The sequence below is a fragment of the Actinacidiphila glaucinigra genome (assembly GCF_035918135.1).
GTDB classification, from domain to species: Bacteria; Actinomycetota; Actinomycetes; order Streptomycetales; family Streptomycetaceae; genus Actinacidiphila; species Actinacidiphila glaucinigra.
Genome location: NZ_CP109144.1, coordinates 3,586,723 through 3,613,560, shown reverse-complemented (window position 1 = coordinate 3,613,560; position 26,838 = coordinate 3,586,723). Strand labels below are relative to the sequence as shown.

20 protein-coding genes are annotated in these 26,838 nt (G+C 74.2%); 12 read left to right on the top strand and 8 right to left on the bottom strand.

The features are described from left to right. The first annotated feature begins 143 nt into the window (after positions 1 to 143). The 9 genes from OIE69_RS15775 (at position 144) to moeZ (ending at position 11,600) form a co-directional block, all read left to right on the top strand. Complete coding sequence (locus OIE69_RS15775) at positions 144 to 1,856, top strand: ABC transporter substrate-binding protein (protein WP_326572569.1); 1,713 nt, start codon at positions 144 to 146, stop codon at positions 1,854 to 1,856. A gap of 79 nt (positions 1,857 to 1,935) precedes the next feature. Next, a complete protein-coding gene (locus OIE69_RS15770; RefSeq protein ID WP_392567515.1) occupies positions 1,936 to 2,805 on the top strand; it encodes an ABC transporter permease in 870 nt (289 codons plus the stop codon). Then, positions 2,802 to 3,800: an ABC transporter permease gene (locus OIE69_RS15765; protein ID WP_326572568.1), complete on the top strand. Its 999-nt coding sequence runs from the start codon at positions 2,802 to 2,804 to the stop codon at positions 3,798 to 3,800. The genes OIE69_RS15770 and OIE69_RS15765 overlap by 4 nt, the downstream gene beginning before the upstream one ends. Further along, positions 3,797 to 5,416 (top strand): ABC transporter ATP-binding protein, encoded by a 1,620-nt coding sequence (locus OIE69_RS15760; protein ID WP_326572567.1) that lies wholly within the window; start codon positions 3,797 to 3,799, stop codon positions 5,414 to 5,416. The genes OIE69_RS15765 and OIE69_RS15760 overlap by 4 nt, the downstream gene beginning before the upstream one ends. Before the next feature lie 407 nt (positions 5,417 to 5,823). Then, a complete protein-coding gene (locus OIE69_RS15755) occupies positions 5,824 to 7,488 on the top strand; it encodes a DUF3492 domain-containing protein (RefSeq protein ID WP_326572566.1) in 1,665 nt (554 codons plus the stop codon). Beyond that, the gene (locus OIE69_RS15750; RefSeq protein WP_326572565.1) at positions 7,485 to 8,528 is read left to right on the top strand and encodes a hypothetical protein; all 1,044 of its coding nucleotides are present in this window, start codon (positions 7,485 to 7,487) and stop codon (positions 8,526 to 8,528) included. Before OIE69_RS15755 ends, OIE69_RS15750 begins: the two co-directional genes overlap by 4 nt. Positions 8,529 to 8,646: 118 nt before the next feature. Continuing rightward, positions 8,647 to 9,567: an NAD-dependent epimerase/dehydratase family protein gene (locus tag OIE69_RS15745; protein WP_326572564.1), complete on the top strand. Its 921-nt coding sequence runs from the start codon at positions 8,647 to 8,649 to the stop codon at positions 9,565 to 9,567. Then, the gene (locus tag OIE69_RS15740) at positions 9,555 to 10,316 is read left to right on the top strand and encodes a spherulation-specific family 4 protein (protein ID WP_326572563.1); all 762 of its coding nucleotides are present in this window, start codon (positions 9,555 to 9,557) and stop codon (positions 10,314 to 10,316) included. The genes OIE69_RS15745 and OIE69_RS15740 overlap by 13 nt, the downstream gene beginning before the upstream one ends. Before the next feature lie 105 nt (positions 10,317 to 10,421). Continuing rightward, positions 10,422 to 11,600, top strand: coding sequence for an adenylyltransferase/sulfurtransferase MoeZ (gene moeZ, locus OIE69_RS15735; RefSeq protein ID WP_326572562.1), 1,179 nt, complete (start codon positions 10,422 to 10,424; stop codon positions 11,598 to 11,600). Between the two features lie 76 nt (positions 11,601 to 11,676). On the opposite strand, the gene OIE69_RS15730 is transcribed toward moeZ, so the two are convergent. The 5 genes from OIE69_RS15730 to ligD all read right to left on the bottom strand — a co-directional run bounded on the left by OIE69_RS15730 (position 11,677) and on the right by ligD (position 17,365). After that, positions 11,677 to 12,864, bottom strand: a complete 1,188-nt coding sequence (locus OIE69_RS15730; RefSeq protein WP_326572561.1) for an acyltransferase family protein — start codon at positions 12,862 to 12,864, stop codon at positions 11,677 to 11,679. Positions 12,865 to 12,974: 110 nt separating this feature from the next. Then, positions 12,975 to 13,844 (bottom strand): glycerophosphodiester phosphodiesterase, encoded by an 870-nt coding sequence (locus tag OIE69_RS15725; protein ID WP_326572560.1) that lies wholly within the window; start codon positions 13,842 to 13,844, stop codon positions 12,975 to 12,977. Positions 13,845 to 14,112: 268 nt separating this feature from the next. Continuing rightward, the gene (locus tag OIE69_RS15720) at positions 14,113 to 15,180 is read right to left on the bottom strand and encodes a phosphotransferase family protein (RefSeq protein ID WP_326572559.1); all 1,068 of its coding nucleotides are present in this window, start codon (positions 15,178 to 15,180) and stop codon (positions 14,113 to 14,115) included. Continuing rightward, positions 15,177 to 16,268, bottom strand: a complete 1,092-nt coding sequence (locus OIE69_RS15715; RefSeq protein ID WP_326572558.1) for a hypothetical protein — start codon at positions 16,266 to 16,268, stop codon at positions 15,177 to 15,179. Before OIE69_RS15715 ends, OIE69_RS15720 begins: the two co-directional genes overlap by 4 nt. Positions 16,269 to 16,333: 65 nt before the next feature. Continuing rightward, positions 16,334 to 17,365 carry a non-homologous end-joining DNA ligase gene (gene ligD / locus OIE69_RS15710; protein WP_326572557.1) on the bottom strand — a complete coding sequence of 344 codons (1,032 nt, stop codon included), beginning with the start codon at positions 17,363 to 17,365 and terminating at the stop codon, positions 16,334 to 16,336. Positions 17,366 to 17,441: 76 nt separating this feature from the next. On the opposite strand from ligD, the gene OIE69_RS15705 reads away from it, so the two are divergent. Continuing rightward, complete coding sequence (locus OIE69_RS15705) at positions 17,442 to 18,494, top strand: ATP-dependent DNA ligase (RefSeq protein WP_326572556.1); 1,053 nt, start codon at positions 17,442 to 17,444, stop codon at positions 18,492 to 18,494. On the opposite strand, the gene OIE69_RS15700 is transcribed toward OIE69_RS15705, so the two are convergent. Together OIE69_RS15700 and OIE69_RS15695 are read right to left on the bottom strand one after the other, a co-directional pair. Next, positions 18,467 to 19,132, bottom strand: a complete 666-nt coding sequence (locus OIE69_RS15700) for an NIPSNAP family protein (protein ID WP_326572555.1) — start codon at positions 19,130 to 19,132, stop codon at positions 18,467 to 18,469. The two genes, OIE69_RS15705 and OIE69_RS15700, sit on opposite strands and share 28 nt — an antisense overlap. A gap of 49 nt (positions 19,133 to 19,181) precedes the next feature. Further along, positions 19,182 to 22,076 carry a lysylphosphatidylglycerol synthase domain-containing protein gene (locus OIE69_RS15695; RefSeq protein WP_392567514.1) on the bottom strand — a complete coding sequence of 965 codons (2,895 nt, stop codon included), beginning with the start codon at positions 22,074 to 22,076 and terminating at the stop codon, positions 19,182 to 19,184. A gap of 173 nt (positions 22,077 to 22,249) precedes the next feature. On the opposite strand from OIE69_RS15695, the gene OIE69_RS15690 reads away from it, so the two are divergent. Together OIE69_RS15690 and OIE69_RS15685 are read left to right on the top strand one after the other, a co-directional pair. After that, the gene (locus tag OIE69_RS15690) at positions 22,250 to 22,648 is read left to right on the top strand and encodes an MGMT family protein (protein WP_326572554.1); all 399 of its coding nucleotides are present in this window, start codon (positions 22,250 to 22,252) and stop codon (positions 22,646 to 22,648) included. 234 nt (positions 22,649 to 22,882) lie between these two features. Further along, positions 22,883 to 26,170 carry an ATP-dependent helicase gene (locus OIE69_RS15685; RefSeq protein ID WP_326572553.1) on the top strand — a complete coding sequence of 1,096 codons (3,288 nt, stop codon included), beginning with the start codon at positions 22,883 to 22,885 and terminating at the stop codon, positions 26,168 to 26,170. Between the two features lie 416 nt (positions 26,171 to 26,586). Here the strand turns inward: OIE69_RS15685 and OIE69_RS15680 are convergent, their stop codons facing one another. Next, complete coding sequence (locus OIE69_RS15680; RefSeq protein ID WP_326572552.1) at positions 26,587 to 26,778, bottom strand: hypothetical protein; 192 nt, start codon at positions 26,776 to 26,778, stop codon at positions 26,587 to 26,589. Between the last annotated feature and the right edge of the window lie 60 nt (positions 26,779 to 26,838).

Below are 26,838 nucleotides of genomic sequence, written 5' to 3'. Positions count from 1 at the left end.
CCGGTCCTCTCCGACCCGTGGGCGCGCGTCTCGACGTTTGATCGATCCTTCACGGTCCCCTTCGCGGGGTCCGTCGCCGCTGCCTGCGGGTCTTCATCAGCCCCGCCTTCTTCTCCATCTCGCAGCCGCGAAAGGGATCTTCGATGTCTCACCTGTCCGTCACACCCCGCCGCCTCGCAGCGGCCGCCGTCGTCCTGGCGATCACCGGCGGCGCCGCCGCGTGCGGCCCGGAGGACAGCGGGGCCAAGGCGGCCGGCGGCAAGCCCGCCAAGGGCGGCACGCTCTACGTCCTCAACCAGGCCCCGCAGGAGGACTTCGACCCGGCGCGGCTCTACACCTCCGGCGGCGGCAACGTCCCCGGCCTGGTCTTCCGCACGCTGACGACCCGCAACCGCGAGAACGGCGCGGACGGCGCGAAGGTCGTCCCCGACCTGGCCACCGACACCGGTACGCCCAACAAGGACGCCACCGTCTGGACGTACCACCTCAAGGACGGCCTGAAGTACGAGGACGGCAGCGCGATCACCACGGCCGACATCAAGTACGGCATCGAGCGCTCCTTCGCCGCCGAACTGTCCGGCGGCGCCCCCTACCTGCGCGACTGGCTGGTCGGCGGCAAGGAGTACCAGGGCCCGTACAAGGACAAGGGCGGCCTGGCCTCCATCGAGACCCCGGACGCGAAGACCATCGTCTTCCACCTGAACAAGCCCGAGGGCGACTTCCCGTTCCTGGCCACCCAGACCTCCTTCGCCCCCGTGCCGAAGGCGAAGGACACCGGCACCAAGTACGAGAACCACCCGGTCTCCTCCGGCCCCTACAAGGTCGTCGCCAACGAGAACGACGGCGAGCACCTCGTCCTGGAGCGCAACACCCACTGGGACGCGAAGACCGACGAGGAGCGCAAGGCCTACCCGGACCGCATCGACGTCCGCTCCGGCCTCGACGCCGCCGTGATCAACCAGCGCCTGTCCTCCGGCTCCGGCAAGGACGCGGCCGCCGTCACCACCGACACCAACCTCACCGCCGCCGAACTCGCCAAGATCACCGGCGACAAGGAGCTCGCGGGCCGCGTCGGCACCGGCCACTTCGGCTACACCGACTACATCTCCTTCAACCCCAAGGTGAAGCCCTTCGACGACCCCAAGGTGCGCCAGGCCATCTCCTACGCGGTCGACCGCAGCACCGTCGTCAACGCCCTCGGCGGCTCCTCCCTCGCCGAGCCCGCCACCACCTTCCTGCCCGCGCAGGAGTCCTTCGGCTACACCCCGTACGACGCGTTCCCGGCCGGCAAGAGCGGCGACGCCGCCAAGGCGAAGGAGCTGCTGAAGGAGGCCGGTCACCCGAAGGGTCTGACCGTCACGCTGACCCACGACAGCAGCGGCGGCGACGAGCAGGGCCCCGAGGTCGCCACCGCCCTGCAGGACGCCCTGAAGAAGGCCGGCATCACCGTCAAGCTGCAGGGCCTTGAGTCCAGCGCTTACAGCGAGAAGATCCACGGCGTCAAGACCGAGCCGGGCTTCTTCCTCGCCGGCTGGGGCGCCGACTGGCCGTCCGGCGGGCCCTTCCTGGCACCGATCTTCGACGGCCGGCAGATCGTCGAGGACGGCTACAACTTCAACAACGCGCAGCTCGACGACCCGGCGGTGAACCAGGAGATCGACGAGATCAACAAGCTCACCGACCTCAAGGCCGCCGCCGTCCGCTGGGGCGCCCTCGACAAGAAGATCGGCGAGCAGGCGCTGACCGTGCCGCTGGTCCACCCCGTCTACAAGCGCCTGTACGGCAAGGACGTCAAGAACGTCGTCATCAGCGACTGGACCGGCGTCCTCGACGTCTCGCAGGTCTCGGTCAAGTGACCACGACCGACGTGCTCGCCGCGCCCGGCAGCTCTGGCGGCGGCTGCGCGCCCAGCGCGCCGCCCTCGCCGGCGTCGCCGTGATCGTCCTGCTCGTCCTGGTGGCCCTCGCCGCCCCGCTGCTCGCGGCCCTGGAGGGCCAGGACCCGGACGCGTACCACGCCTCCGCCGTCGACTCCGCCCTCGGCGGCGTCCCGACCGGCTCCTTCGGCGGTGTGAGCGCCGACCACTGGCTCGGCGTCGAACCCGGCACCGGGCGCGACCTGTTCGCCCGCCTCGTGTACGGCGCGCGGATCTCGCTCGGCATCGGCCTCGCCGCCACCGTCGTGCAGGTCGTCCTCGGGGTCGCCGTCGGCCTGGCCGCCGGACTCGGCAACCGCTTCCTGGACAACCTGCTCAGCCGGACCACCGACGTCATGCTGGCGCTGCCCTCCCTGGTCTTCGCCATCGCGCTGCTGGCGATCGTCCCCGCCGGCTTCCCGCGGCCGGTGCTGCTGGTCCTCGTCCTCGGCCTGCTCGGCTGGGGCGGCACCTCGCGCATCGTCCGGGCCCAGACCCTGAGCCTGAAGTCCCTCGACTACGTGGCCGCCGCCCGGCTCGGCGGCGCCGGACGGTGGCGGATCGCCCGCCGCGAACTGCTGCCGTCGCTGGCCGCGCCCGTGGTGACCTACAGTGCGCTGCTGGTGCCCTCCAACATCGCCTCCGAGGCGGGACTGTCCTTCCTCGGCATCGGCGTCAAGCCGCCCACGCCCTCCTGGGGACAGATGCTCTCCTCCGCGACCACCTGGTACCAGGCCGATCCGACGTACGTGCTGCTGCCCGCCGGCCTGATCTTCGTCACCGTCCTCGCCTTCACCGCGCTCGGCGACGGTGTGCGCACCGCCCTCGACCCGCGGGCGGGCAGCCGCCTGCGGGCCGTGTCCCGCAGGCGGAAGGAGGCGCGGCCATGACGCTCCTCACCCGCTTCGCACTCCGCCGCCTGCTGGCCGCCCTGCTGGTGCTCCTCGTGCTGAGCATCGCGGTCTACGCGCTCTTCTACGTCCTTCCCGGCGACCCGGCCCGGCTGGCCTGCGGGCCCAAGTGCACCGCCGACCAGGTCGCCCAGGTCCGCACCCAGCTCGGCCTCGACGACCCGGCCCTCGCGCAGTACGCCCACTTCCTGCACGGCCTGTTCGCCGGTACCGACATCAGCACCGGCGTCGGCACCGAGCACTGCGGCGCCCCGTGCCTGGGCTTCTCGTACCAGAACGGCGAGCAGGTCACCTCCCTGCTCGCGCAGCGGCTGCCGGCCACCGCCTCGCTCTCGCTGGGCGCGATGGTGCTGTGGCTGGTCATCGGGGTCGGCACCGGTGTGCTCTCGGCGCTGCGCCACGGCGGGCTCACCGAGCGGCTGCTGACCGCGGTCACCCTCGCGGGCAACGCCGTGCCCGTCTTCATCATCGGCATCCTGCTGATGCTGCTGTTCGTCTCGGTGCTGGGCTGGCTGCCCTTCCCCTCCTACGTCCCGCTGACCGAGGACCCCGAGCAGTGGGCCTGGAACCTGGTGCTGCCCTGGCTCTCCCTGGCCATCCTGGAGAGCGCCAAGTACGCCCGGCTGACCCGCAGTTCGATGCTCGACACGCTCTCCGAGGACCATGTGCGCACCTTCCGCGCCTACGGCGTCCGCGAGCGCTCCGTCATCGGACGGCACGCCCTGCGCGGCGCCCTGCCGCCGGTCATCGCGCTGACGGCACTGGACCTCGGGACGATGTTCGGCGGCGCGGTGCTCACCGAGTCGCTCTTCGGCATCCCCGGGCTCGGCAAGAGCCTGGTGGACTCGGTGAAGACCGAGGACCTGCCGGTCGTCGTCGGGCTCGTGCTGGTCACCGGGTTCTTCGTGGTCCTCGCCAACGCCGTCGCGGACGTCCTGTACGCGGTGGCCGACCGACGGGTGGTGCTGGCATGACGTCACCGCTGATCGAGGTCGAGGACCTCACGATCGACTTCCCCACCGGCACGGGCACCGTCCGCGCCGTGGACGGGCTCTCCTTCTCCGTGGAGCAGGGCGGCGCCCTGGGCGTCGTCGGCGAGTCCGGCAGCGGCAAGAGCGCCACCGCCTTCACCCTGCTGGGACTGCACCGCGGCAGCGGCGCGCGGATCGGCGGATCGGTGCGGGTGGCCGGCGTCGACGTCCTCAGCGCGGGGGAGAGGGAACTGCGCGGGCTGCGCGGCGGACTGGCGGCGATGGTCTTCCAGGACCCGCTGTCCTCGCTCGACCCGTACTTCGCGATCGGCGACCAGATCGCCGAGGTCTACCGGGTCCACCACCCGAAGGCCTCCCGGCGGGCGGCCCGTGAGCGGGCGGTCGAGGTGCTCGACCGGGTCGGCATCGCCGACGCACCGAGGCGGGCCCGCTTCCGGCCGCACGAGTTCAGCGGCGGCATGCGCCAGCGGGCGCTCATCGCCATGGCGCTCGCCTGCGAGCCGCGGCTGCTCGTCGCCGACGAACCGACGACGGCCCTCGACGTCACCGTGCAGGCGCAGATCCTCGACCTGCTCGGCGAACTGCGGCAGGAGACCGGGATGGGGCTGCTGCTGGTCACCCACGACCTGGGCGTGGTGGCCGGGAGCGTCGACGAGGTGCTGGTGATGAAGGACGGCCGCGCCGTGGAGCGCGGACCGGTCGGCACCGTGCTGGGCGCGCCGCGACAGCCGTACACCCGTGACCTGGTGGCCGCGGTCCCGCGGGTGGGGACGGCGAAGCCGCGCGGCGCCGCCGTGGGCGAGGTCCTCCTCGAAGCCGTCGGCGTACGGCGGGAGTTCGGCCGGCGCGGCTCCCGGGTCGCGGCGGTCGACGGCGTCTCGCTGACCGTGCGCGCGGGCGAGACGCTCGGCGTCGTCGGGGAGAGCGGCAGCGGCAAGACCACGCTGGGGCGGATGCTCGTCGGGCTCCTGGAGCCCACCGGAGGCGAACTGCGGCGCCCGGGCGCGCGCCCCGTCGCGGGCACGCCGGGACTGCAGATGGTCTTCCAGGACCCGGTGTCCTCGCTCAACCCGCGACGCAGCATCGGGGAGTCCATCGCGGACCCGCTGCGCACGGCGGGCGTGCTCGGTGACGCCGCGATCACCGCCCGCGTGCGGGAGCTGCTGGAGCGGGTCGGGCTCGACCCCGACTGGTACCACCGCTATCCGCACGAGTTCAGCGGCGGGCAGCGGCAGCGGGTCGGCATCGCCCGGGCGCTGGCGCCCGAGCCGCGGCTGATCGTCTGCGACGAGCCGGTCTCGGCGCTCGACGTCACGACGCAGGCCCAGGTCATCCGGCTGCTGGGCGAACTGCAGCGCGAGCTGGGACTCGCGCTGGTCTTCATCGCCCACGACCTGGCCGTGGTGCGCCAGGTCAGCGACAACGTCGCGGTGATGCGGGCGGGGCGGATCGTGGAGTACGGGCCCGCCGGCCGGGTCTACGAGGCGCCGGAGCACGAGTACACCAAGGGGCTGCTGGCGGCGGTCCCGGTGCTCGACCCGGACGAGTCCGCCGCCCGCCGCGCCGCCCGCCGGCGCGCCCTGGCGACCACCGGCTGACCCGCCGGGCGCGCCCGGGCCGGTCGGCCGGGCGCGCCCCGGCGTGTCGCTCCGCGCCGCGGCCGCCGCGGAGCCGGATCCCGCGGCGCGTGCCGGACGGCGGGCGATCGGCCGCAAGCCGAAGCCCCGGGGCACTCGCCCCGGGGCTTCCTCGTGACACGGGCCCGCGCGCTTCATGCCGGTCACGGTGACGGGCACCCGCGGTGTCCCCGCGCGAGTGGAACGCGCTCCGCCCGGCCCAGGGCACTGCCCCGGCGAACGTCTACCCGGTCACAACGCACAACGGTGGGGAAAGTTACGTCTCTTCACCCCTTTCGGTGGCACGGCGGACAACCGTCCGCCGTGCCCCCACTTCACCGGAATACGGTCATCGCGCCCGAACAGACCGGTGCCGAGAGGGGGCAGACGTGCGTATCGCATTACTCGCGGAGGGTGGTTATCCGTACGCCCGGGGTGAGGGGGGTGCCTGGGTCGACCGGCTCGTACGCGGGCTCACCGGGCACGAGTTCGCGGTGTACGCGCTCGGCAGGAGCGAACGGGCCGAGGCCGCGGGGATGGTGGCGCTGCCGCCGCAGGTGCGGGACGTGCGCGCGCTGCCGCTGTGGGGGCCCGCGCCGGGGCCCGGGGCCGTGTCCGGCAAGGCGCGCCGCAGGCGGGCGCAGGCGCTGGAGCAGTACCGCGACCTGGTCGGGGTGCTGGCCGGGGACGCCGGGGCCAATGGTGTGGCGGACCGTTTCGCCTCCGCGCTCTACGGCCTCGCCGAACTCGCCCGCGAGGACGGCGGCATCCCGGCGCTGCTCCGCTCCGAGCACGCGGTGCGCGTACTGGAGGAGGTGTGCCGGGCGCCCGGCGCGCGACCCCTCGTCGCGCAGGCCGGGGTGGGGGACCTCCTGCTCGCCGCCGACCAGGTGGAGCGCGTGCTGCGGCCGCTCTCCGCGCCCTGGTACGACGAGTTCGGCGACGCCCTCGCCACCGCCGACCTCTGCCACGCCGTGACGGGCGGCACCGCGCTGCTGCCCGCGCTGCTGGCCAAACGGTTCTTCGGCACGCCGCTGCTGGTGACCGAGTACGGCGTGCGGCTGCGCGAGACCCTGCTGCTGCACCGCGCCGCGGGCCTGTCCGCCCCCGTACGCGCCCTGCTCGCCGCCTTCCACCGCCACCTGGCGGGCGAGGCCTACCGCGGGGCCGCCCTGGTCACCCCCGGCAACGCCCACGCGCGCCGCTGGCAGGAGCACTGCGGCGCCGACCGGGAACGCGTCCGCACGGTCTACCCCGGCTACCAGGGGCCCCTGCCCGAGCCGGCCGCCGAGGCCGAGGGCGGCGACCCCACGCTGGTGTGGGTCGGCCGGGCCGACCCCGGCAAGGACCTGATCGGGCTGCTGCACGCCTTCGGGGAGGTGCGCAAGGAGGAGCCCGGGGCGCGGCTGCGCGTCGTCCGCGCCGGCGAGGGCGACCCCGCGTACCTGGAGCAGTGCCGCTCCCTGGCGGCGCAGCTCTTCCCGGACGAGGCGGCCGACGCCGTCACCGCGGGGGAGAACCCGGTCACCTTCGAGGAGCTCGGCTCGCCGGGCGCCCCGGCGCTGCCCGACGCGTACGCGGCAGGCGACGTGGTCGTCCTCTCCAGCGTCGTCGAGGGATTCCCGGTCACCCTGGTCGAGGCCATGCTCTGCGGCCGGGCCACCGTGTCGACGGAGGCCGGTGCCGTACGGGAGGTCATCGGCGGGACCGGCCTGGTCGTGCCGCCGCGCAACCCGAAGGCGCTCGCCGAGGCCTGCGTCGCCCTGCTGCGCGACCCCGAGCGCCGGCAGCGGCTCGGCGCCGCCGCCCGCGAACGCGCCCTGGAGCTCTTCACCGTCGAGCGGAACCTGGCGGCGTTCCGCGAGATCTACCTCGACCTGGTCGCCCACGCGCCCGGGCGCCACGCCCCGCTGCGCGACCCGGACGGCACCCCCGTCCCCTTCGGCAGGCCCGCCGAGTCCCGTGTCCCCGGCCGCTGGACGGCCGCGCCCGCCTGGGCGCTCGCCGCCCGCGAGCCCGCGTACGCCGGAGCCGAGAGGCGGGAGCGCGCATGAGCCACGTACAGGAGAGCGGCACCGGCGCCCGCAGGGGCGCCCCCCGCAAACGCGGCCCCGCCGACCCCGTCCGCGCCCTGATGCACCGTCACCAGCGGTTGTGCGCCGAGGCCGTGGACCCGCTGGAGATCGTGGCGGGGCTGGAGGCGCAGGGCGTCACCGACCGTGTCGCGGCGGGCTTCCGGCACCGCGACGTCTTCACCCTCGCCGAGGAGCTGTACGCCCGGGTGCCCCGCGCCGGCGCCCCGCCCGCCGCGGGCCGGACCGCGGACCGCCCCGCCCTGCTGCTCACCCTCGCCCCGGGCGCCGTCTGCGCCGCCGCGAGCGGGGCGCTGCGCGTGCTGCCGCCGGTCACGGTGGTCGCCGTGGCCGTGCCGCTGCTGCTGCTCTCGCTCCTCGCCGCCCTGCGCCGCGGACCGCTGAGGGCGCCCTACGGCACGGGCCCGGGCGGCGCGGTGTGGAGCTGCTGGCTGGTGGTCTTCGGGCTGTACGGGCCGCGCGCCGTCGACGGCCTCGCCGGGGGTGCGCTGCCCGCCGCGGACGCCGCCGAGCTCACCGCGCTCGCGCTCTCCCTCGCACCGGCCGCCTGGTGCGCCCACCGCTTCGATGTGCGCTCCAGGGGCCATCTGCTGCGCAGCCGCACCCTGGAGGAGTTCGGCGGCGCGGTACGGCCGCTGCTGGCGGGCACGCTCGCGCTCTTCCTCGCCTGTGCGCTCGCGCTGCTGTGCGCCGCCCGCGCGGTGGCCGGCGCCCCGCTCACGCCCGCCGCGCTGGCCGGTCCCGCCGCGCTCGCCCTGTTGCTGTTCACCGCCCGGCTGCTCGCGGTGCACGGCCACCCGGACCCCGCCGCCATCGGCACCGGGCTCGCCTGCGCCACCGAGGCCGTGGCCCTCGCCGCCGCCCTGCTGGACCGGTTCCCCCTTCCAGCGGGCGCCGTCCCCGCCCTGGCCTGCGGGGGCGCCGCCCTGGCGCTCGCGGCCCACGCCCTGACCACGCTCTCGCGCGCCTCGGCGTACACGGCCGCGGCGGCGCCGCGATGAGCGGGCGGCGGCCGGGCCGGCCCGGCACACCCCACAGTTCCGAAGAAGAAGCCAAGGAGCCACCCACGATGACCCACCCGCATCCCAGGCCACGGCACGCGCAGCGGAGGCGCACGCGATGAGAGTCCTCCTCCTGGGCGCCAACGGATTCGTCGGCCGCCACGTGGCCGAGCGGCTGCTGGCCGACCCCGCCGTGCAGCTGACCGCGCTCGGCCGCAGCGACGACGCCGACGTGCGCTTCGACCTGTCGTCCGGCAGCCCCGGCGCGCTGGCGCGCTTCATGGACGCCGTCCACCCCGGGGTCGTCGTCAACTGCGCGGGCGCCACACGCGGCGGGGCACGCGAACTCACCCGGCACAACACGATCGCCGTCGCCTCCGTGTGCGAGGCGATGCGCCGCAGCGCCACCTCGGCCCGGCTGGTCCAGGTGGGCTGCGCCGCGGAGTACGGGCCCTCGCCCACCGGTTCCTCGACGGCCGAGGACGCCGTGCCCCGGCCGGGCGGCCCGTACGGGGTCAGCAAGCTGGCCGGGACGGAACTCGTCCTGGGCTCGGGGCTCGACGCCGTCGTGCTGAGGGTCTTCACCCCGGTCGGGCCGGGGACGTCCACCGCCTCGCCGATCGGGCGGCTCGCGGAGGCGATGCGCCGGGCGATGCAGACCGGCGACGGCGACCTGAAGCTGACCGGCCTCGGCGTGCAGCGGGACTTCGTGGACGTGCGCGACGTGGCCCGAGCCGTGCACGCGGCCTCGCTCTCCGCCGCCCAGGGCCTGGTCAACATCGGCACGGGTCGCGCCGTTCCGCTGCGCGAGGTCGCCGCGGCCCTGGCCAACGCCGCGGGCTACACGGGCGCCCTCCACGAGGTGGAGGACCCGCACCTGATGGCGAACGGCAGCGGCCACGCCCACTACCCGGACGGCTGCGGGGTCTGGCAGCAGGCCGACATCCGCACCGCCCGCGACCGCCTCGGGTGGCGTCCGCGCATCGCCCTCGAGGAATCCCTCGCCGACGTCTGGATGGAGGCGGCATGCCGCGTGTGAATCCGAGCGGCCTGCGCAGGCCGGTCGACCGCTGTGACGGACTGGGCTTCGGGGTCCCCGCGTACGCGCACCCGCTGGTGGCCCCGGGCGAATGGGCCGAACTGGCCCGCCCGGAGGCCCCGATGCACTGGGTGGTGCTCAACGTGGCGCGCGGCCCCGGCGCCCGGATCGACCCGCTCTACACCGAGGCGTGCGCCCGGCTGCGCGACGCGGCGGTGCCCGTGCTCGGCTACCTGGACACCCGGCACGGGGCGCGCCCCTTCGGGCAGCTGGTCGCCGACGCGCACCGCTTCCTCGACTGGTACCGGGTCGACGGCTTCTACCTCGACCGTGCCCCGACCACGAGTTCGGAGCTGTCCGACTGCCGACGGGTGATCACCACCGTGCGCGCGCTGCTGAGCGTGGAGGGCGGCAGCACCGGCCACGTCGTGCTGGGCCACGGCTGCCATCCGTACGAGGGCTACGCCGAGGCGGCCGACCAACTGGTGACCTTCGCCGGGCCGTGGACGCAGTACCGCTGGTCGGAGGCCCCGGAATGGACGGCCGCGTACCCGCCGGAGCGCTTCTGCCACCTGGTGCACGGCGTCCCCGCACCGCACCTGGAGAACGCCATGCGGATCGCCCGCTGGCAGGGCGCGGCGACGGTCTACTTCACCGACCGCACCGACCACGCTGCCTGGGACGGCCTGCCGGGTTACTGGGACGAGGCCTCGCGCATGCTGCGCCGTCAGCCGCCGCCCAGCATGTGACCAAAATCCGTCTCGGCCTTCGGAACGGCAGTCTCGGAATGAAGAAGGGCGTGGCAGTGTTACGGGGAGAACATCCGTAGTGATCGATCGACAAACGGAGTCCCCGTGTCGCTGCCACCCCTGGTCGAGCCGGCCGCCGAGCTCACCGTCGACGAGGTCCGCAGGTACTCCCGCCACCTGATCATCCCCGATGTGGGGATGGACGGGCAGAAGCGGCTGAAGAACGCGAAGGTGCTCTGTGTGGGCGCCGGCGGTCTCGGTTCGCCCGCCCTGATGTACCTGGCCGCCGCCGGTGTGGGCACGCTCGGCATCGTGGAGTTCGACGAGGTCGACGAGTCCAACCTGCAGCGCCAGATCATCCACAGCCAGGCGGACATCGGCCGCTCCAAGGCGGAGTCCGCCCGCGACAGCGTCAAGGGCATCAACCCCTACGTCGACGTGGTCCTTCACGAGGAGCGGCTCGAGGCCGACAACGTGATGGACATCTTCAGCCAGTACGACCTGATCGTCGACGGCACGGACAACTTCGCGACCCGCTACCTGGTCAACGACGCGTGCGTGCTGCTGAACAAGCCGTACGTCTGGGGCTCCATCTACCGCTTCGACGGCCAGGCGTCCGTCTTCTGGTCCGAGCACGGTCCCTGCTACCGCTGCCTCTACCCCGAGCCTCCGCCGCCGGGCATGGTCCCCTCCTGCGCCGAGGGCGGCGTCCTGGGCGTGCTGTGCGCGTCCATCGGCTCCATCCAGGTCACCGAGGCGATCAAGGTCCTCACCGGCACCGGCGAGCCGCTGGTCGGCCGGCTGATGATCTACGACGCCCTGGAGATGCAGTACCGCCAGGTCAAGGTCCGCAAGGACCCGGACTGCGCGGTCTGCGGCGAGAACCCGACCGTCACCGAGCTCATCGACTACGAGGCCTTCTGCGGTGTCGTCTCCGAGGAGGCGCAGGAGGCGGCGATGGGGTCGACGATCACTCCGAAGCAGCTCAAGGAGTGGATCGACGACGGCGAGAACATCGACATCATCGACGTCCGCGAGCCCAACGAGTACGAGATCGTCTCCATCCCGGGCGCCCGTCTGATCCCCAAGAACGAGTTCCTCATGGGCAGCGCCCTCCAGGACCTCCCGCAGGACAAGAAGATCGTCCTGCACTGCAAGACCGGTGTGCGTTCCGCCGAGGTCCTCGCCGTGCTGAAGTCCGCGGGCTTCGCCGACGCGGTCCACGTCGGCGGCGGCGTCATCGGCTGGGTCAACACGATCGAGCCGGACAAGCCGGTCTACTGACCGACGGGACAGCGAAGGCCCGCGGCGTCCGACCGGTTCGGACGCCGCGGGCCTTTCCGTTCCCATGGGCCGGACGTCACGGACCTGCCGTCGTGGCCCCGGCCGGTTCGCGCCGTGCCGGGGCGGCGGCGACGGAACGGCGCGGCACCGGCAGGGACTTCCAGGAGCGGTGCCGTTTGAAGGGCAGCTCGAAGGCCCGGGCGAACAGCCACGCCCCCAGCAGCGAGACGGGCAACGCCACCAGGAGCGTGAACCAGAACGTGGGAAGTCCCGCGGCGACGAACCGCGGGGCGACGCGCCGGATGACGGCCATGACGACCGGCAGATGGATCAGATAGAGGCTGTACGACACGTTGCCCAGGCCCCGGACGGGACGCGAGGTCAGCAGTCGCAGCAGGAGGGCCGGTCGCCCCGTGGCGACCGCGGCGATCAGCATCGTCATGGCGGGCGCGACGGCGAGATCCACCCAGAAGTAGTGGTCCACCGTCCAGACCGGGCCCCTGACGGCGGCGAGCGCCGCGACCGGCGCGGCGGCCGCCACGGCGAACCAGTGCCACGGCAGGCGCCGGACCCGGGCCGAGGCGGCGACGATCCCCGCGCCCACCAGTCCGGCGACGAACACCGGGGCCAGGTGCGGGGTGAGCCAGTTGTCGCCCTCCACCGGGGACGCGCCCGGGGCCATCAGGCCGCGGGCGACGACCGGGAGCGTCACGCCCGCGACCAGCACCACGGCGCCCAGCCGCCGCCGCACGAGCAGGAGCAGCGGGAAGAGCAGGTAGAGCTCCGCCTCCACGGCGATCGACCAGAACGTGCCGTTCGGTGTCGGCGCGGTGAACACGTCCTGCGCGACGAGGCCGTACACCAGGACCGTCGCGCCCGTGGGCGGCCCGAAGTGCGAGGCCGGCACCACGAACCAGGCGATGACCAGGCTCATCGCGAGCGCCGCCCAGTACGGGGGAAGGATGCGCCAGGCCCGGCGGCGCAGGAAACGGGCGGCACCGCCCAGCCGCCAGCCGTCGCGCGCCGGGGAGATGGCCAGGGAGAACCCGGACAGCATCAGGAAGAAGACGACGGCGAGGCGGCCGTACATGAGCCCGTCCAGCCACCAGGGGGCCGAACTGTCGGGATACCCGGGGAACGTGTAGAGCCAGCAGTGGAACAGGAGTACGTACAGGGCGGCCAGGCCGCGGAGCCCCTCGAGGCCCGGCACCTCGGGCCGGACGTGGCTCTCGCGGGTGTCGCTGACGGGACGGCTCGCATCCACGGGGATCGTCGGGCCCTTTCTCCGCTGTCGGCGACCCTGTGCCACCCACGGTGACTGGTACGTCGCCGCGGGCCGGGCGGTTCAACGGGCCCCGCACTCTCCTGTCCGGGTCACTGCACGCCGTTGCGGATGACGTCCGGGCGGTTGGTGATGATGCCGTCGGCGCCGAGGGCCGCCATGCGGACAGCGGTGGTCAGGTCGTCGACCGTCCACGCGTTCACGCGCAGCGGCTTGCCGTCGGGGCCGTCGACGCTGTGGACGGCCCGCACGTAGGCGTAGGTGACGTCCTTCTCGTCCGGGTTGATCTGGTCGGCGAAGGCTGCGTACTCCTTCAGCTGCGAGACCGGCGGGCTGCCCAGGAAGCCGGTCACGACGGCCGGGCGCAGTTCGTGGGTGCGGCGCAGGGCGTCGGCGCTGAAGCTCTGGACGACCAGGCGGCCGGTGAGGTGGGCCTGGTCGAGCCAGCCGGCCTTCTCGAGGGCGTCGACGGTCTGCTTCTCGACGCCCGGGTAGAGCTCGGGCTGCTTGAGTTCCAGCAGCAGGCCCTGCTGGTCGCGGTCGAGGAGGGTCAGATACTCCTGCAGCGTCGGGACGCGCTCGCCGCGGAAGCGGGGGGCGAACCAGCTGCCGGCGTCGAGCCGGCGGATCTCGGCGAGGGTGAAGTCGGCGACGCGCCAGGGGGAGCGGTCGGGGAAGACCTGCTCGACGTCGGTCGTACGGCTCAGCGTCGCGTCGTGGATCACGACCAGGGCCCCGTCCTTGGTGCGCTGGACGTCGTTCTCGATCCACTTGATGTGCTGCTCGTGGGCCCGGCGCACGGCCGCCAGGGTGTTCTCGGGGGCCTCGGTGGAGGCACCGCGGTGGGCGAAGACCGTGGGGGAGGAGGGGTCCGCGGGCGCGGCCTGGGCCGGCATGGTGACGAACGCGGAGGCTCCGAGGAGGACGGCGGCCGTGACGGTGCGGGCGAGGTGTTGGTGCATGCGTACTCCTCACGACGGCGCGAGCCCCTCCCGACCGAGGGTCGCAGCCCGTACCGGGACACGGCGGTGCACGACATGACAAACGGGTGAATAACAACATCCCGTTCCCCCGTCAGGGTGGCACGGATGACGTCCGGCTGCAGTTCGTGGGACGCCCGGGCCCGTCGGGCGGCGCCGGAACAGGCCGCGGGGCCGCCGGGAGCGCCGCTGCGGGCACCCCGGGCGACCCCGTGGTCACGGATCGTGAGGTTCCGGCCGGTCGTGGGGGTCAGCGGTGGCGGCCCTCCAGCATCGCCTCCAGCGTGTCCCGGTGCAGGATCAGCGCGTCGGGGTCGGCCGGCATCTCGCGCTCCCCGAAGTGGACCTGGCGGTGTCCGATCCGCAGCATCACGACCGCGTGCCGCAGCGCGGCGTACAGGAGGTGGAAGTCCAGGTCGCGCGGGGTGTGCCCGGTGAGTTCCGCGTAGATCGCGGCGATGCGGTCGCGGTCGAGGAATTCCGGCATGCCGGGGAAGCCGGCGGTGACGGTGAGGTCCTGGAAGAAGCGGTGCAGGTACACCAGCCAGGCGAGGTCGAGTTCGCGGGGGCCGGAGGAGGCCATCTCCCAGTCGAGGACGGCGGCCGGGGAGAAGTCCGCGTCGTAGACGATGTTGCCGATCCGGGCGTCGCCCCAGCTGAGCACGGACGGCCCGGGGTCGGCGGGCCAGTGCTTCTCCAGCCAGGCGAAGGACCGCTCGATCAGGGGGGAGCGGGCCGGTCCGTCGACGACCCATTCGTAGTAGGCGCGTTGGGCGTCGACGTGCGCGCGCAGCGTCCCCTCGCCGGGGACGGTGTGGAGTTCGGCGAGGACCCGCACCGTCGAACGCTCCAGCCGGGCCCGGTCCTCCTCGGAGGCGTCGAAGAGCCAGTTGCCGCCGTAGGTGTAGGGCATGACGTCCGGCGGGACGCGCCCGGGGACGCGCTCCATGACGAAGAACGGCGCGCCGAGCGGCCCCGCGTCGGGTTCCAGCCACAGCAGTTCGGGCACGGGGACGCGGGTGCGGGCGGCGACCGTGCGGATGACGCGGTACTGCTCGGCCATGTCGTACGTCGGGAAGACGGCGTAGGCGTCGGGGTCGCCGGCCAGCCGGAGCACGCAGGGGCGGATGCGCTGGCGCGCGGTGCCCTCCGGGTGGGGGACGGCCAGGTCGAACAGGACGGTCTCGCTGGACAGGCCGTTGGCGGCGGGGAGGTGCACGCCGCGGCTGTGGGCGCCGGGGTGCTTCGCGGCCAGCCACTCGTCGAGGCGGCTGCGCAGCAGTCGGGGATCGCGGGTGGTGGTGCGCACCGTTGTCACATGGCCTCCTGACCGGTGAAGCCGCTGGGGGTGTGGCGGCCGAAGCTGCCGTGCTCAAAGATGCCGTAGCCGACCCGGCCGTCCCAGGCGAAACGCGCGGCGTGGTCGGTGACTCCGTACGCGGCGGGCGCCATGACCGCCGGATCCGTCAGGTCGTACGCACGGCGGTCGAGCCATCCGCGGCCCTTCCACTCGCCGTGCTGCCAGTCGCGGGCGGGCGGGTAGCCGGCACCGACGGCGAGCGGGCTGGAGACCATCACCTCGGCCTCGATCTTCCCTCTGTCGAGGTGGACGACGGCCGAGACCGGCACCCGGGTGCCCTCCCGGTAGGTGATGTCGACCGCGGCCCGGCCCAGTTGCCGGTCCGGGCCGTGCTCGGTGATCTGCAGGGCCTCGTCCAGGGAGCGGTAGCCGTCGGCGTCCTCCTGGGCGATCACCATGACGAAGCGGTCGTCGAACCGGATCGGTATCCACAACCAGTGGAAACCGGGCGGGCGGTGCTCCTCCTCGGCCCGCCCCGGGGCCTCGCCGGGCACCGGGCGCACACCCCAGCTGCGGTCCCGCGTGGCCGTCCAGCGGCCGCGTTCCACGCGGATCTCCTCGCCGTCGCCGGTGCGGACCACGCCGTGGCAGGTGCCGGCCTGGACGAAGCGGCTGGCCTCCAGGAAGAGCCGGCCGCCGCGGTACTGGGCGTGGTGCGGCTCCTCGACGGCCGGGAAGGCGGCCTCCCATTCCAGGTCGTAGGAGAGGAACTCGTCGTCGCAGGTCAACCGGAGTCTGCGCAGCGGTTCCAGGACGTCCACGCGCAGCGGCCCGACATGCTGCCGCATGCGGTCCTCGCCGAGCGCGTCGGAGGCGCGCACGGCGAGCATGCCGGAGCCGCGGGTCAGGGTCGCGTAGGCGTCGGTGACGCCGAGGTTGGGGTAGACGCCGAGGCCCGTGACGAGCAGGGCGCGGCCCTCGTGGTCGAAGAAGTGGAAGATCGAGCGGTCGTAGGCGTTGCGGTCACCGGTCGCGACATGGCGCATGGAACGGGCGATCTGATGGACCGGGTACTCGTCCAGGGGCACGGGTCGAGGCGCGGGCATGCGCCTGATGATGCGTCAGTGCGGTCGCGGTGGGAAGGGGTCGTGCCGCGCCCCGTGCCGCGCGGTCAGTCCCCGCCGGCCTCGCCGCCCGGCGTGCGCCTGGCCCGGCTCGGCTGCACCCGCATCGGCTCCCCGGGCATCTTGGGGTGGTCCGGCGGGTACGGCAGGTCGCCCAGCCCGCGGTCGTGTTCGTCGCGCTCGGCCAGTTCCAGGACGGCGTCCAGCCGGTAGGCGTGCTCCTCCATGCCGGCGTGCACGTCGCCCAGCTCCGCGTACCGCGCGGGCATCGTGACCAGGTCGAAGTCCCGCGGGTGCACCTGCGGCACCTCCTCCCAGCGCAGCGGCGCGGAGACCGGGGCGTGCGGCTTGGGCCGTACGGAGTAGGCGGAGGCGATGGTGCGGTCGCGCGCGGTCTGGTTGTAGTCGACGAAGATCTTCTCGCCGCGCTGCTCCTTCCACCACGCGCTGGTGACCTGTCCGGGCATCCGCCGTTCCATCTCGCGGGCGATGGCGATGGCGGCCCGCCGCACCCCCGTGAACGTCCACTCCGGCTCGATGGGGACGAAGACGTGCAGGCCCCGCCCGCCGGAGGTCTTGGGCCAGCCGCGCAGGCCCAGTTCCTCCAGCAGCCCGCGCAGTTCGCCGGCGACGCGCACCGCGTCGGAGAAGTCGGTGCCGGGCTGCGGGTCGAGGTCGATGCGCAGCTCGTCCGGGTGGTCGAGGTCGCCGCGCCGGACCGGCCAGGGGTGGAAGGTGAGGCAGCCGAGGTTGGCGCCCCAGACGACGGCGGCCGCCTCGGTCGGGCAGATCTCGTCGGCGTGGCGGCCCGAGGGGAAGCGGATGCGGCCGGTGGGGATCCAGTCCGGGGTGTTCTTCGGCGCGCGCTTCTGGAAGAACGACTCGCCCTCGACCCCGTCCGGGTAACGTTCCATCGTCGTCGGCCGGTCGCGCAGCGCCCGCAGGACGCCGTCGCCGACCGCGAGGTAGTAGCGGGCCACGTCCAGCTTGGTGAAGCCCGGTTCCGGGAAGTACACCTTCCCCGGGTTCGAGATCCGGACCGTCCGCTCGCCGACGGTCAGCTCGACCGCCTCTGCCATGCCGTCACCGCCTCTCCCGTCCCCGACACGGTAGGCCCGACGGGCGGGCGGCGCCTGTCGGGCGGAGAATCGCGGCATGGACCTCCCGGTGATGCCGCCCGTGAAGCCGATGCTCGCCAAGTCCGCCGCCGCGATCCCGCCCGGCATGCTGTACGAGGGCAAATGGGACGGCTTCCGCGCCATCGTCTTCCGGGACGGCGACGAGGTGGAGATCGGCAGCCGCACGGGCAAGTCCCTGACCCGCTACTTCCCGGAGGTCGTCGAGGCGGTCCGCGCCGAACTCCCGCCGCGCGCCGTCGTCGACGGGGAGATCGTCATCGCCCGCGAGGGCCGGCTGGACTTCGACGCGCTGCTGGAGCGCATCCACCCCGCCGACTCCCGGGTGCGCCAGCTCGCCGAACGCACCCCCGCCTCCCTCGTCGCCTTCGACCTGCTGGCGCTCGGCGACCGCTCCCTGATGGCCGACCCGCAGACCTGGCGCCGCCAGGCCCTCGTCGACGCGCTCGGCCCGGCACGGGCGCCGGTCCACGTCGCCCCCGCCACCACCGACATCGAGCTCGCGCGGCGGTGGTTCGAGCAGTACGAGGGCGCCGGACTGGACGGCGTCGTCGCCAAGCCCACCGACGTCGGCTACCGCCCCGACGAACGCGTGATGATCAAGGTGAAGCACGAGCGCACCGCCGACTGCGTGCTCGCCGGCTTCCGCTGGCACAAGTCCGGTCCTGTCGTCGGCTCCCTCCTGCTCGGCCTGCACGACGCCGCCGGCCGGCTCCAGCACGTCGGCGTCTGCGCCGCCTTCGCCATGCGGCGCCGCGAGGAACTCGTCGCCGAACTGGAGCCGCTGCGCATGGAGTCCGCCGAGGGCCACCCCTGGGCCGACTGGGCCGACGCAGAGCCCGGCGGGCGGATGCCGGGGGCCCAGAGCCGCTGGAGCGCCGGGAAGAACCTGTCGTGGATCCCGCTGCGGCCCGAGCGCGTCCTGGAGGTCGCCTACGACCACATGCAGGGCGACCGCTTCCGGCACACCGCCCAGTTCCGCCGCTGGCGGCCCGACCGCGACCCGGCCGGCTGCACCTACGCGCAGCTGGAGGAACCCGTCGGCTACGACCTCGGCGACGTCCTGCGCTGAGGCCGCGGGCCCCCGGGCCCCGGTACACGTACCGGGGCCAGCCGCAGCCGCTGCGGGGGCCGCAGCAGCGTGAGCCGTGCCACTGCGGCGGGCAGCACGGGCCCTCCGGGCCGCTCCCGGGCGTCGGCGAAGGCGGTGAACCAGAGGACGACGTCCTCGCCGGTACGGACGGGCAGCGCCGGGAAGTCGTTCACCGCGTGCTCGCTGCGGTGCACCGCGGCGTCCGCAGGCAGCCCGCCGGGCCCCGCGAGGGCCTCGGCGAAGACCGCCGGGTCGGCTGGGTGGCAGACGGTCACGACGACCTGACCCGCGTCCGGCGGCACGCGGTAGCCGGGACCGCACAGCAGCAGGACGTCGTCGGAGTCGGTCATGGTGGCGTTGGCGGCGTCCCGGTGCGCCCGCCACACCGGGCCCCCGTAGAAGGCGCACAGCGAGCGGAGCCGCGCGGGCATGCCGGGGAAGTCGCGCATCCACACGAAGCGGTCCGGGTCGTCCAGGTCGGCGAAACGGCCGCCGACCCGGATGCCGGCGGCCTCCTGGCCGGTGACGAACTCGCGCTCGAACAGTTCGGTCAGGGTGTCCCGGGCGCCGGGGCGCAGGGTGTACTGCCGCAGTTCGACGATGTGCGTGGTCTCCATGCGGGGACCGTAGGGGCGGCCCACTGACATCTCCTGTCAGTGGGCAGTTTCACAGAGCCTGCCGCCTGGTGAGCGTGGTGAACGCCAGCCAGCCTGGCAGTACCGGCAGCCAGAAGGTCAGCACCCGGAACAGCAGCACCGCGGAGGTGGCCGTCGCCGAGTCCAGGTGGCCGATGGTGGTCAGACCGGCGATCAGCGCGCCCTCGACCGCGCCCAGACCACCCGGGGTCGGGGCGGCGGAGCCCAGTGCGTTGCCCGCCAGGAAGATCACCGCGATCGCCGCGAAGTTCACCTCGCCGTGGAAGGTGCGGATGCTCGCGTCCAGGCACAGCACGAAGGCGAGGGTCAGCAGCAGTGTGCCGCCGATGCCCGTGGTGAGCTTCATCGGCTGCTGCAGCACGTCCAGCATGCGCGGCACCACCCCGGCGAACAGCGCCCGCACCCGGGTGGAGACGAAGCGCCGCAGCGGCGGGACGGCGGTGACGACCAGGAAGAGCACGCCGGCCGTCAGCAGCCCCGCCATCACCGTCCGGGACGGCGACAGCGAGGGCGTCTTCTCGGTGCCGGTGATGTAGCCGAACACCAGCAGCAGGCTGATGTGCGAGCCGAGGCCGACCAGCTGCGAGGCGCCCACGCTCGCCACCGCGAGGCCGGGGCGCACACCCGACTTCTGCAGATAGCGCGTGTTGAGCGCCACACCGCCGATGGCGGCCGGGGCCACCAGCTTCACGAAGGAGCCGGCGATCTGCGCCAGCGTGGTGCGGAGGAAGGACAGCTTCTCCGGCACGAATCCGGACAGCGCCATCGCCGCCGCGACGTAACTGAGCGCGGAGGCCAGCACGGCCACGATCACCCAGATCCAGTTCGCCTCGCCCAGCAGCGTCGCCGGGTCGATGCTGCTGATCTGGGAGAGCAGGAAGTACGCGGCGAAGGCACCCGCGATGATGCTGATCAGCGTGCGCGGCCGCACCCGCTCCAGCCGCACCGGCTCCACCGGGGCCTGCGGACGGATGAGCAGCACCTGGTGGCGGATCCGGGTGAGCAGGTCCTCCTCGCGGACCCCCTCCAGCGCGTCCTCCATCGCCTTCTTCTCGGCCCGCCGCTCGGCCTTGGTCTCCTTGCCCGCGTCCTTGGCGCCGGTGTCCCCGGTCGCCCCGTCCGCCCGCCGGGCCCGGGACGCGGCCAGCACGGCGTCGCGCTCGCGCTGCGCCCGCTCCCTGGCGAGCTGCTTCAGCGTGGCCCGGGTGGTGCGGCTCAGCGCGATCGGCTGCAGCAGCGGCAGGGAGTCGGCGACGGCGTCCGGGCCCAGCACGGCGACGGCCGAGGCCACCGACCGCTCCGGGCCGACGCGCAGCGCCAGGGTGGTGAGCAGCTGCGCCACGTCCATGCGCAGCACGATGTCGCCCGCGGCGATCTCCCCGCCGCGCAGGTCGGTCAGGAAGACGCTGCCGGAACGATCCATCTTCAGGGCCTCGCCGACCAGCCTGCGGTGCGCGATCCGCCGCGACTGCAGCGCCCGCACCTGCTCCCAGGCGCCGTGCAGGACGTCGTCGGTGATCTCCTCGTCCGGCAGCGCGTCCAGCGAGCGTCCGCCCATGTGCTCGTAGACCAGCATCACGGCGTCCGGGCCCAGCTCCGAGGTGGCGATCAGCCGCGGGGCGTTGGCGCCGGCGGCGATGGCCGCGTAGGCGAGCAGCGCCTCCTGCTCCAGTGCCTGGCGCAGCGACTGCAGGCTGCGCCGCTGGGTGATCCCGCGCAGCTGGAGTCGGCGCCACATCCGGTAGAAGAAGCCGTGTGCCTGCTGCTCGCGGTCCACCACCGTGACGTCGAGCAGCGGGCCCTCCTCCAGGGTCACCAGGTAGCGGCGGCCGCGGTCGGAGTCGGGCGCGTCGGGGAACTCGTCCTCGGCGCGGACCGCCGTCAGCGGGGCGAAGCCCACCCGGCGCAGGCCCGCGAGCAGGTTCTGGCCGGTCGGCCGGACGTTCGGCGAGCCGACCCCGTAGAGGGTGCCGTAGGCCACGGTCCAGCCGATGAGCACGGTGACGATGATCGAGAACGGAGTGGTGTACCCGCCCACCAGCACCGCGAAGGAGTCCACGACCAGCACGAACCACAGCGCCACCCGCCAGCGCGGGCGGCGGGCCATGCCGACCGCGGTCATGTAGGCGATCACCGGGGCCAGATAGCCGTGGACGGGGTCGGTGATCCCGCCGCCGGGCGCGTCCCGGGTCAGCGCGTCCCGGATCGCCACCGGCGCCGCGTCCGACACCCACAGGTCGGTCGCGAGCGACACCCCGTGGGCCAGGACCGCGGCCAGCACGCCGTCCGCGATGCGCAGCCCGTCCCGCTTGATCAGCCGCTCCACGGCGAACGCCACGGGCACGATCAGCACCGCCACGGTCGCCAGCAGCCCCGCGATCGTGATCAGCGGCTCGGGCGCGTGCGTCGCGCCCTCGGCGATGTCCTGCTCCACGCCGGAGGTCGTCGCGTGCGCGAAGCCCGCGATCATCAGCACGATCGCGATGCCGAGCAGCCCGAAGAGGAAGCGCACGAGGTCGACGGGCCGGTGCACGCGCGCGGGCAGCAGCGGTTCGTCCCGCGCCACCGGGTCGGTGTGCGGGGAGGTGCCGGTGGCGGGCTCCTCGGCGTCGGGGCCGTCGGTGCCGTCCGGCTCGTCGGTGCCCGGGTCCCCGGTGCGGCCGGTGGGGCCGCCGCCGGGGGTTCCGGTGGCGCCGGGTCCGTCCGGGGTGTCGTCCCCGGACCGCGCGGGCGTCGCCGCCGGCTCCCCGGACGGGGCCGCGGATGTGCCGCGGCTCTCACCGCGCGGGGCGTCACCGGACGCGGACACGGCCTGCTCGGCGCCCTCGTGCGGGGCCGCAGGAGCGGCGTCCCCCCGGCCCTCGGAGGCAGCGGGGACCGCGCGAGCGGCTCCGTTCCCACTCACGTCGTGATCTCCGGCTGTCTCTTTTTGATCTCGTATCACCAGTCACCGCCCGGATGATGGTGGCACGAGCAGCCCGCGCATGGGCGCAGGAGGGGGCAATTCGCCGTTCCGGGCGCCCCCGCGCGCGCTCGCTGCGCCCGCCACTGTCGGTGCCGTGGGGCACCATGTGACGGATGAGCAAGGACACCGCGCACGACCCGGACGACGCTCCGGACGACGTCCCGGAGCTCCCCGCGTACGCGGAGCGCGTGCTGGACGTCGCCGAGCGGATCCCGCCCGGACGGGTCATGACGTACGGCGACGTCGCCGAGTGGCTGGGGGAGGGCGGCCCCCGGCAGGTGGGCCACGTCATGGCGCTGTACGGCGGGGCCGTGCCGTGGTGGCGCGTGGTGCGCGCGGACGGCGGGCTGCTGCCGGGCCACGAGCTGCGCGCCCTGGAGCACTACCGCGCCGAGGGCACCCCCCTGCGCCCGGCCCCGCGGGCGGCGAAGGGCCACATACCCCGTCTCGACATGCGCGGGGCCCGCTGGGACGGCACGGACCCCGTGCCCGGCCCCGGCGGGGACGACTGACGACCGGACGCTCACACCATCCAGCTTCCGCCATCCGGGACCGGTTGATGCGATCGGCCGTCCGGACGGAGTACGGCAGTCCGCGCCCGGCCGCTCCCGCATCCGTACGGGAAGGACGGGACGTGCGGTGCCCCCGGTGACCGGTGGCGTACCGTCGGCACCCGGCCTCCCCCGGCCACCGGCGGCACAGGCCACCGCACAAGCACCCGCACGCACACGGAACCGGCGAACCACGTGACCTCCTCCTCCACACGCCAGACGGACGCCGCCGCACGGCGCTCCGGGGGGACGGTCGGGCCTTCCGGCGGCTACCGGCTGCTACGGACCGCTCCGGAACCGGTGACGCCCCCTGAACTGGACGCCGCACAGCGCGCGGTGGTTGAGCACCCCGGCGGTCCGCTGCTCGTCCTCGCCGGACCGGGCACCGGGAAGACCACCACCCTGGTCGAGGCCGTCGCCGAACACGTGCGGCGCGGCACCGACCCGGAACGGATCCTCGTCCTCACCTTCAGCCGCAAGGCCGCGGGTGAACTGCGGGACCGCATGGCCGCCCGGATGGGCGGCGCGGCCGCACCGCAGGCCACCACCTTCCACTCCTTCTGCTACGCCCTGGTCCGCGCCCACCAGGACCCCGAGCTGTTCGCCGACCCGCTGCGGCTGATGTCCGGCCCCGAGCAGGACCTGGCGGTGCGCGAGCTCCTGGCGGGCGAGGCCGAACTGGAACGGCGGGGGCGGACCGGGGTGCGCTGGCCGGACGAGCTGCGCGCGGCGCTGACGACCCGCGGCTTCGCCGACGAGGTGCGGGCGGTGCTGGCCCGTACCCGCGAGTTGGGCCTCGGCCCGCGCGCCCTGGCCGCGTTCGCCGGCCGCACCGGCCGCCCCGACTGGTCGGCGGCGGCCGGCTTCCTCGCCGAGTACCTGGACGTCCTCGACCTCCAGGGCGTCATCGACTACGCGGAACTGGTGCACCGCGCGGTGCTGCTGGCCGGGCGTCCCGAGGTGGCCCGCCACCTCGCCGGCGCCTACGAGGCCGTCTACGTCGACGAGTACCAGGACACCGACCCGGCGCAGGTGCGGCTGCTGCAGGCGCTCGCCGGCGGCGGCCGCCACCTGGTGGCCTTCGGCGACCCCGACCAGTCCATCTACGCCTTCCGCGGCGCCGACGTGAACGGCATCCTCGGCTTCCCCGACGCCTTCCGGCACGCCGACGGCCGCCCCGCCGGCGTCCGCGTCCTCACCACGTCCCGCCGCTCCGGCGCCGGCCTGCTGGCCGCGACCCGGCTCCTCACGCGGCGGATGCCGCTGACCCGGCTCCCGGCCGCCGCCGTCCGCGCCCACCGCGAACTCACGCCGGTCCGCGACGGGGGCTCGGTCGCCGTCCGCACCTACCCCACGCCCGGCGCCGAACTCGACGGCATCGCCGACGTCCTGCGCCGCGCCCACCTGGAGGACGGCGTCCCCTGGTCCGACATGGCCGTCCTGGTCCGCGCCGGCTCCCGCTCGCTGCCCGTACTGCGGCGGGCCCTGACCTCCGCCGGGGTGCCCGTCGACATCGACGGCGACGACCTCCCGCTGCGCGACGAGCCCGCCGTCGCCCCGCTGCTGCTCGCCCTGCGGGTCTGCGCCCACGCCGCCCTGCCCGACGCCCCCGAGCCGGGCCTGCGCGTCGAGGACGCCCTCACCCTGCTGGGCTCCCCGCTCGGCGGCATGGACGCCGCCGACCTGCGCCGCCTGGGCCGTGCCCTGCGCGAGGAGGAGCGGGCCGCCGGGGCCGCCGTGCCGCGGCCGTCGGACGAGCTGATCGCCGAGGCGCTGGCGGAGCCCGAGCGGCTGGTGGCGCACGACCCCTCGTACGCGCGGGGCGCCCAGCGGCTCGGCGGGCTGCTGCGCAAGGGACGCGAGCTGCTGGCCGGCGGCGGCACCGCCGAGGAGGCGCTGTGGGGGTTGTGGGACGGCACCCCCTGGCCCGGCCGGCTGGAGCGGGCCGCGGCGCGCGGCGGCGCGGCCGGACGCAACGCCGACCGGGACCTGGACGCGATGTGCGTGCTCTTCGACGCCGCCGCCCGCGCCGAGGAGCGCACCGGCGGCCGCGGCGCGCTGAACTTCCTGGAGGAGCTGTCCGCCCAGGACATCGCCGCCGACGTGCTGACCCGCCGCGCCGTACGCCCCGACGCCGTACGGTTGATGACCGCGCACCGCTCCAAGGGCCTGGAGTGGGGGCTCGTCGTCGTCGCCGGCGTGCAGGAGGGGCTCTGGCCCGACCTGCGGCGCCGCGGCTCGCTGCTGGAGGCCGACCGCATCGGGCGCGACGGCCTCGCCGAGCCGCTCACCCCGGGCGCGCTGCTCGCCGAGGAGCGCCGGCTCTTCTACGTCGCGGCCACCCGGGCCCGCGAGCGGCTCGTCGTGACCGCCGTGAAGGCCGCCGCCGACGACGGCGACCAGCCCTCCCGCTTCGTCACCGAACTCGGCGTCGAGCCCGCCGACGTCACCCACCGGGCGCGCCGCCCGCTGTCCGTCGCAGCCCTCGTCGCCGAGCTGCGCGCCACAACCGTCGACCCGGCCGTCTCCCCGTCCCTGCGCGAGGCCGCCGCCCGCCGCCTGGCGCGGCTCGCGGCCCTGGAGGACGCCGGCCAGCCCCTGGTGCCCGCCGCTCACCCGGAACGCTGGTGGGGCCTGTACGAGCAGACCCGCTCCGAGGTGCCGCTGCGGGACCGGGACAAGCCGGTCACCCTCTCCGGCAGCGCGCTGGACCAGCTGGCCAACACCTGCGCCCTGCAGTGGTTCCTCGGCCGCGAGGTGAAGGCCGAGCCGCCCTCCACGGCGGCCCAGGGCTTCGGCAACGTCCTGCACGTCCTCGCCGACGAGGTCGCCTCCGGCAGCACCCCGGCCGATCTGGACGTGCTCATGGAGCGGCTGGACTCGGTGTGGAACGCGCTGGCCTTCGACGCGCCCTGGAAGTCCCGACAGGAGAAGGAGAACGCCCGCGCGGCCCTGGAGCGCTTCCTGCGCTGGCACGTCATGGAACGCGGCCGCCAGGCCGTCGCCTCCGAGCACGGCTTCGACGTCACCCTGGAGGCCGGGGAGGTGGCCGTCCGCATCCGCGGCAGCATGGACCGCGTCGAGACCGACGCGGACGGCAACGCCTACGTCGTCGACTTCAAGACCGGCAAGGCCAAGCCCACCGCCGCCGAGGTCGAGGGCCACCCGCAGCTCGCCGTCTACCAGCTGGCCGTCCGCGAGGGCGCCGTCGACGAGCTCTTCCACGGCACCCGGCCCGCCCCCGGCGGCGCCGAGCTCGTCCAGCTCCGCATCGGCGCCGCCCGCCGCGACGGCGGCGAGACCCAGCCCACCGTCCAGCACCAGGAGGCGCTGAGCGGCGACTGGGCCGACACCCTGCTCGCCGGCGCGGCCGCCCGCGTCCTCGACGAGCGCTTCACCCCCTCCACCGGCCAGCACTGCGAGAACTGCGCCTTCCGCGCCTCCTGCAGCGCCCGCGCGGAGGGACGGCACGTCGTGGAGTGAGGCGGCGGTCTCAGCCGCCGGGGGCCTCGGCCCTCAGCCCGAGATCCTGTGCGGCCTTCAGCAGGCGCTGGTCGTAGGTGACGAACACGAGCGGATCCGCGCCCGCCTGGCCGGCGAGGAGCTGCGCCGTCGCCAGGTGGAACGAGTCGAGCGAGCGGAGCAGCGGATCGCCGTAAGCGGAAGCCGTGGCACGGACGGTCGCGTCGATCCCGAACCGGTAGAGAGCCGGGTGATCACACCGGGGACGCCGGCGAGTGCCTGCGGGGCCGACCGGCGCAGGGCACGTGGGACCTCCACCTCGACGAGCGACGACGACACCAAAGGCTCGTCAGGGCGGTCGTTCAGCCAGGTGACCAACTCCCGTGTGCCCTGCTCCCGGCGGACCAGCTTCACGATCGCCGCCGAGTCCAGGTAGATCACCAGCGCTCCCCCTCGCGCATGTCGACGAGCGCGGCCGCCGTGTCGATCCCCGGATCGCCGAGCACAGGCGGCACCGGGAGCGGCCCTGAGGCCGCGGGTGGGGTGGCGCGTCCCTCGGCGACCATGCGGTCCAGTACGGACTGGCTGCCCGAGACGGGCACGAGACGGGCCACCGGGGTTCCGCTCACGGTCACCTCCAATGTTTCGCCGTGCTGGACGCGCGCGAGGTGTCCGGCGGGAACGGGCGG

Bases quoted from the DNA above. Each gene is read 5' to 3' on its own strand.
- OIE69_RS15750 (WP_326572565.1), top strand. From the start codon at position 7,485: ATGAGCCACGTACAGGAGAGCGGCACCGGCGCCCGCAGGGGCGCCCCC.
- ligD (WP_326572557.1), bottom strand. From the start codon at position 17,365: ATGGCAGAGGCGGTCGAGCTGACCGTCGGCGAGCGGACGGTCCGGATC.
- OIE69_RS15700 (WP_326572555.1), bottom strand. From the start codon at position 19,132: ATGGAGACCACGCACATCGTCGAACTGCGGCAGTACACCCTGCGCCCC.
- OIE69_RS15765 (WP_326572568.1), top strand. From the start codon at position 2,802: ATGACGCTCCTCACCCGCTTCGCACTCCGCCGCCTGCTGGCCGCCCTG.
- OIE69_RS15760 (WP_326572567.1), top strand. From the start codon at position 3,797: ATGACGTCACCGCTGATCGAGGTCGAGGACCTCACGATCGACTTCCCC.
- OIE69_RS15740 (WP_326572563.1), top strand. From the start codon at position 9,555: ATGCCGCGTGTGAATCCGAGCGGCCTGCGCAGGCCGGTCGACCGCTGT.
- OIE69_RS15715 (WP_326572558.1), bottom strand. From the start codon at position 16,268: ATGCCCGCGCCTCGACCCGTGCCCCTGGACGAGTACCCGGTCCATCAG.
- OIE69_RS15705 (WP_326572556.1), top strand. From the start codon at position 17,442: ATGGACCTCCCGGTGATGCCGCCCGTGAAGCCGATGCTCGCCAAGTCC.
- OIE69_RS15775 (WP_326572569.1), top strand. From the start codon at position 144: ATGTCTCACCTGTCCGTCACACCCCGCCGCCTCGCAGCGGCCGCCGTC.
- OIE69_RS15745 (WP_326572564.1), top strand. From the start codon at position 8,647: ATGAGAGTCCTCCTCCTGGGCGCCAACGGATTCGTCGGCCGCCACGTG.
- OIE69_RS15725 (WP_326572560.1), bottom strand. From the start codon at position 13,844: ATGCACCAACACCTCGCCCGCACCGTCACGGCCGCCGTCCTCCTCGGA.
- OIE69_RS15690 (WP_326572554.1), top strand. From the start codon at position 22,250: ATGAGCAAGGACACCGCGCACGACCCGGACGACGCTCCGGACGACGTC.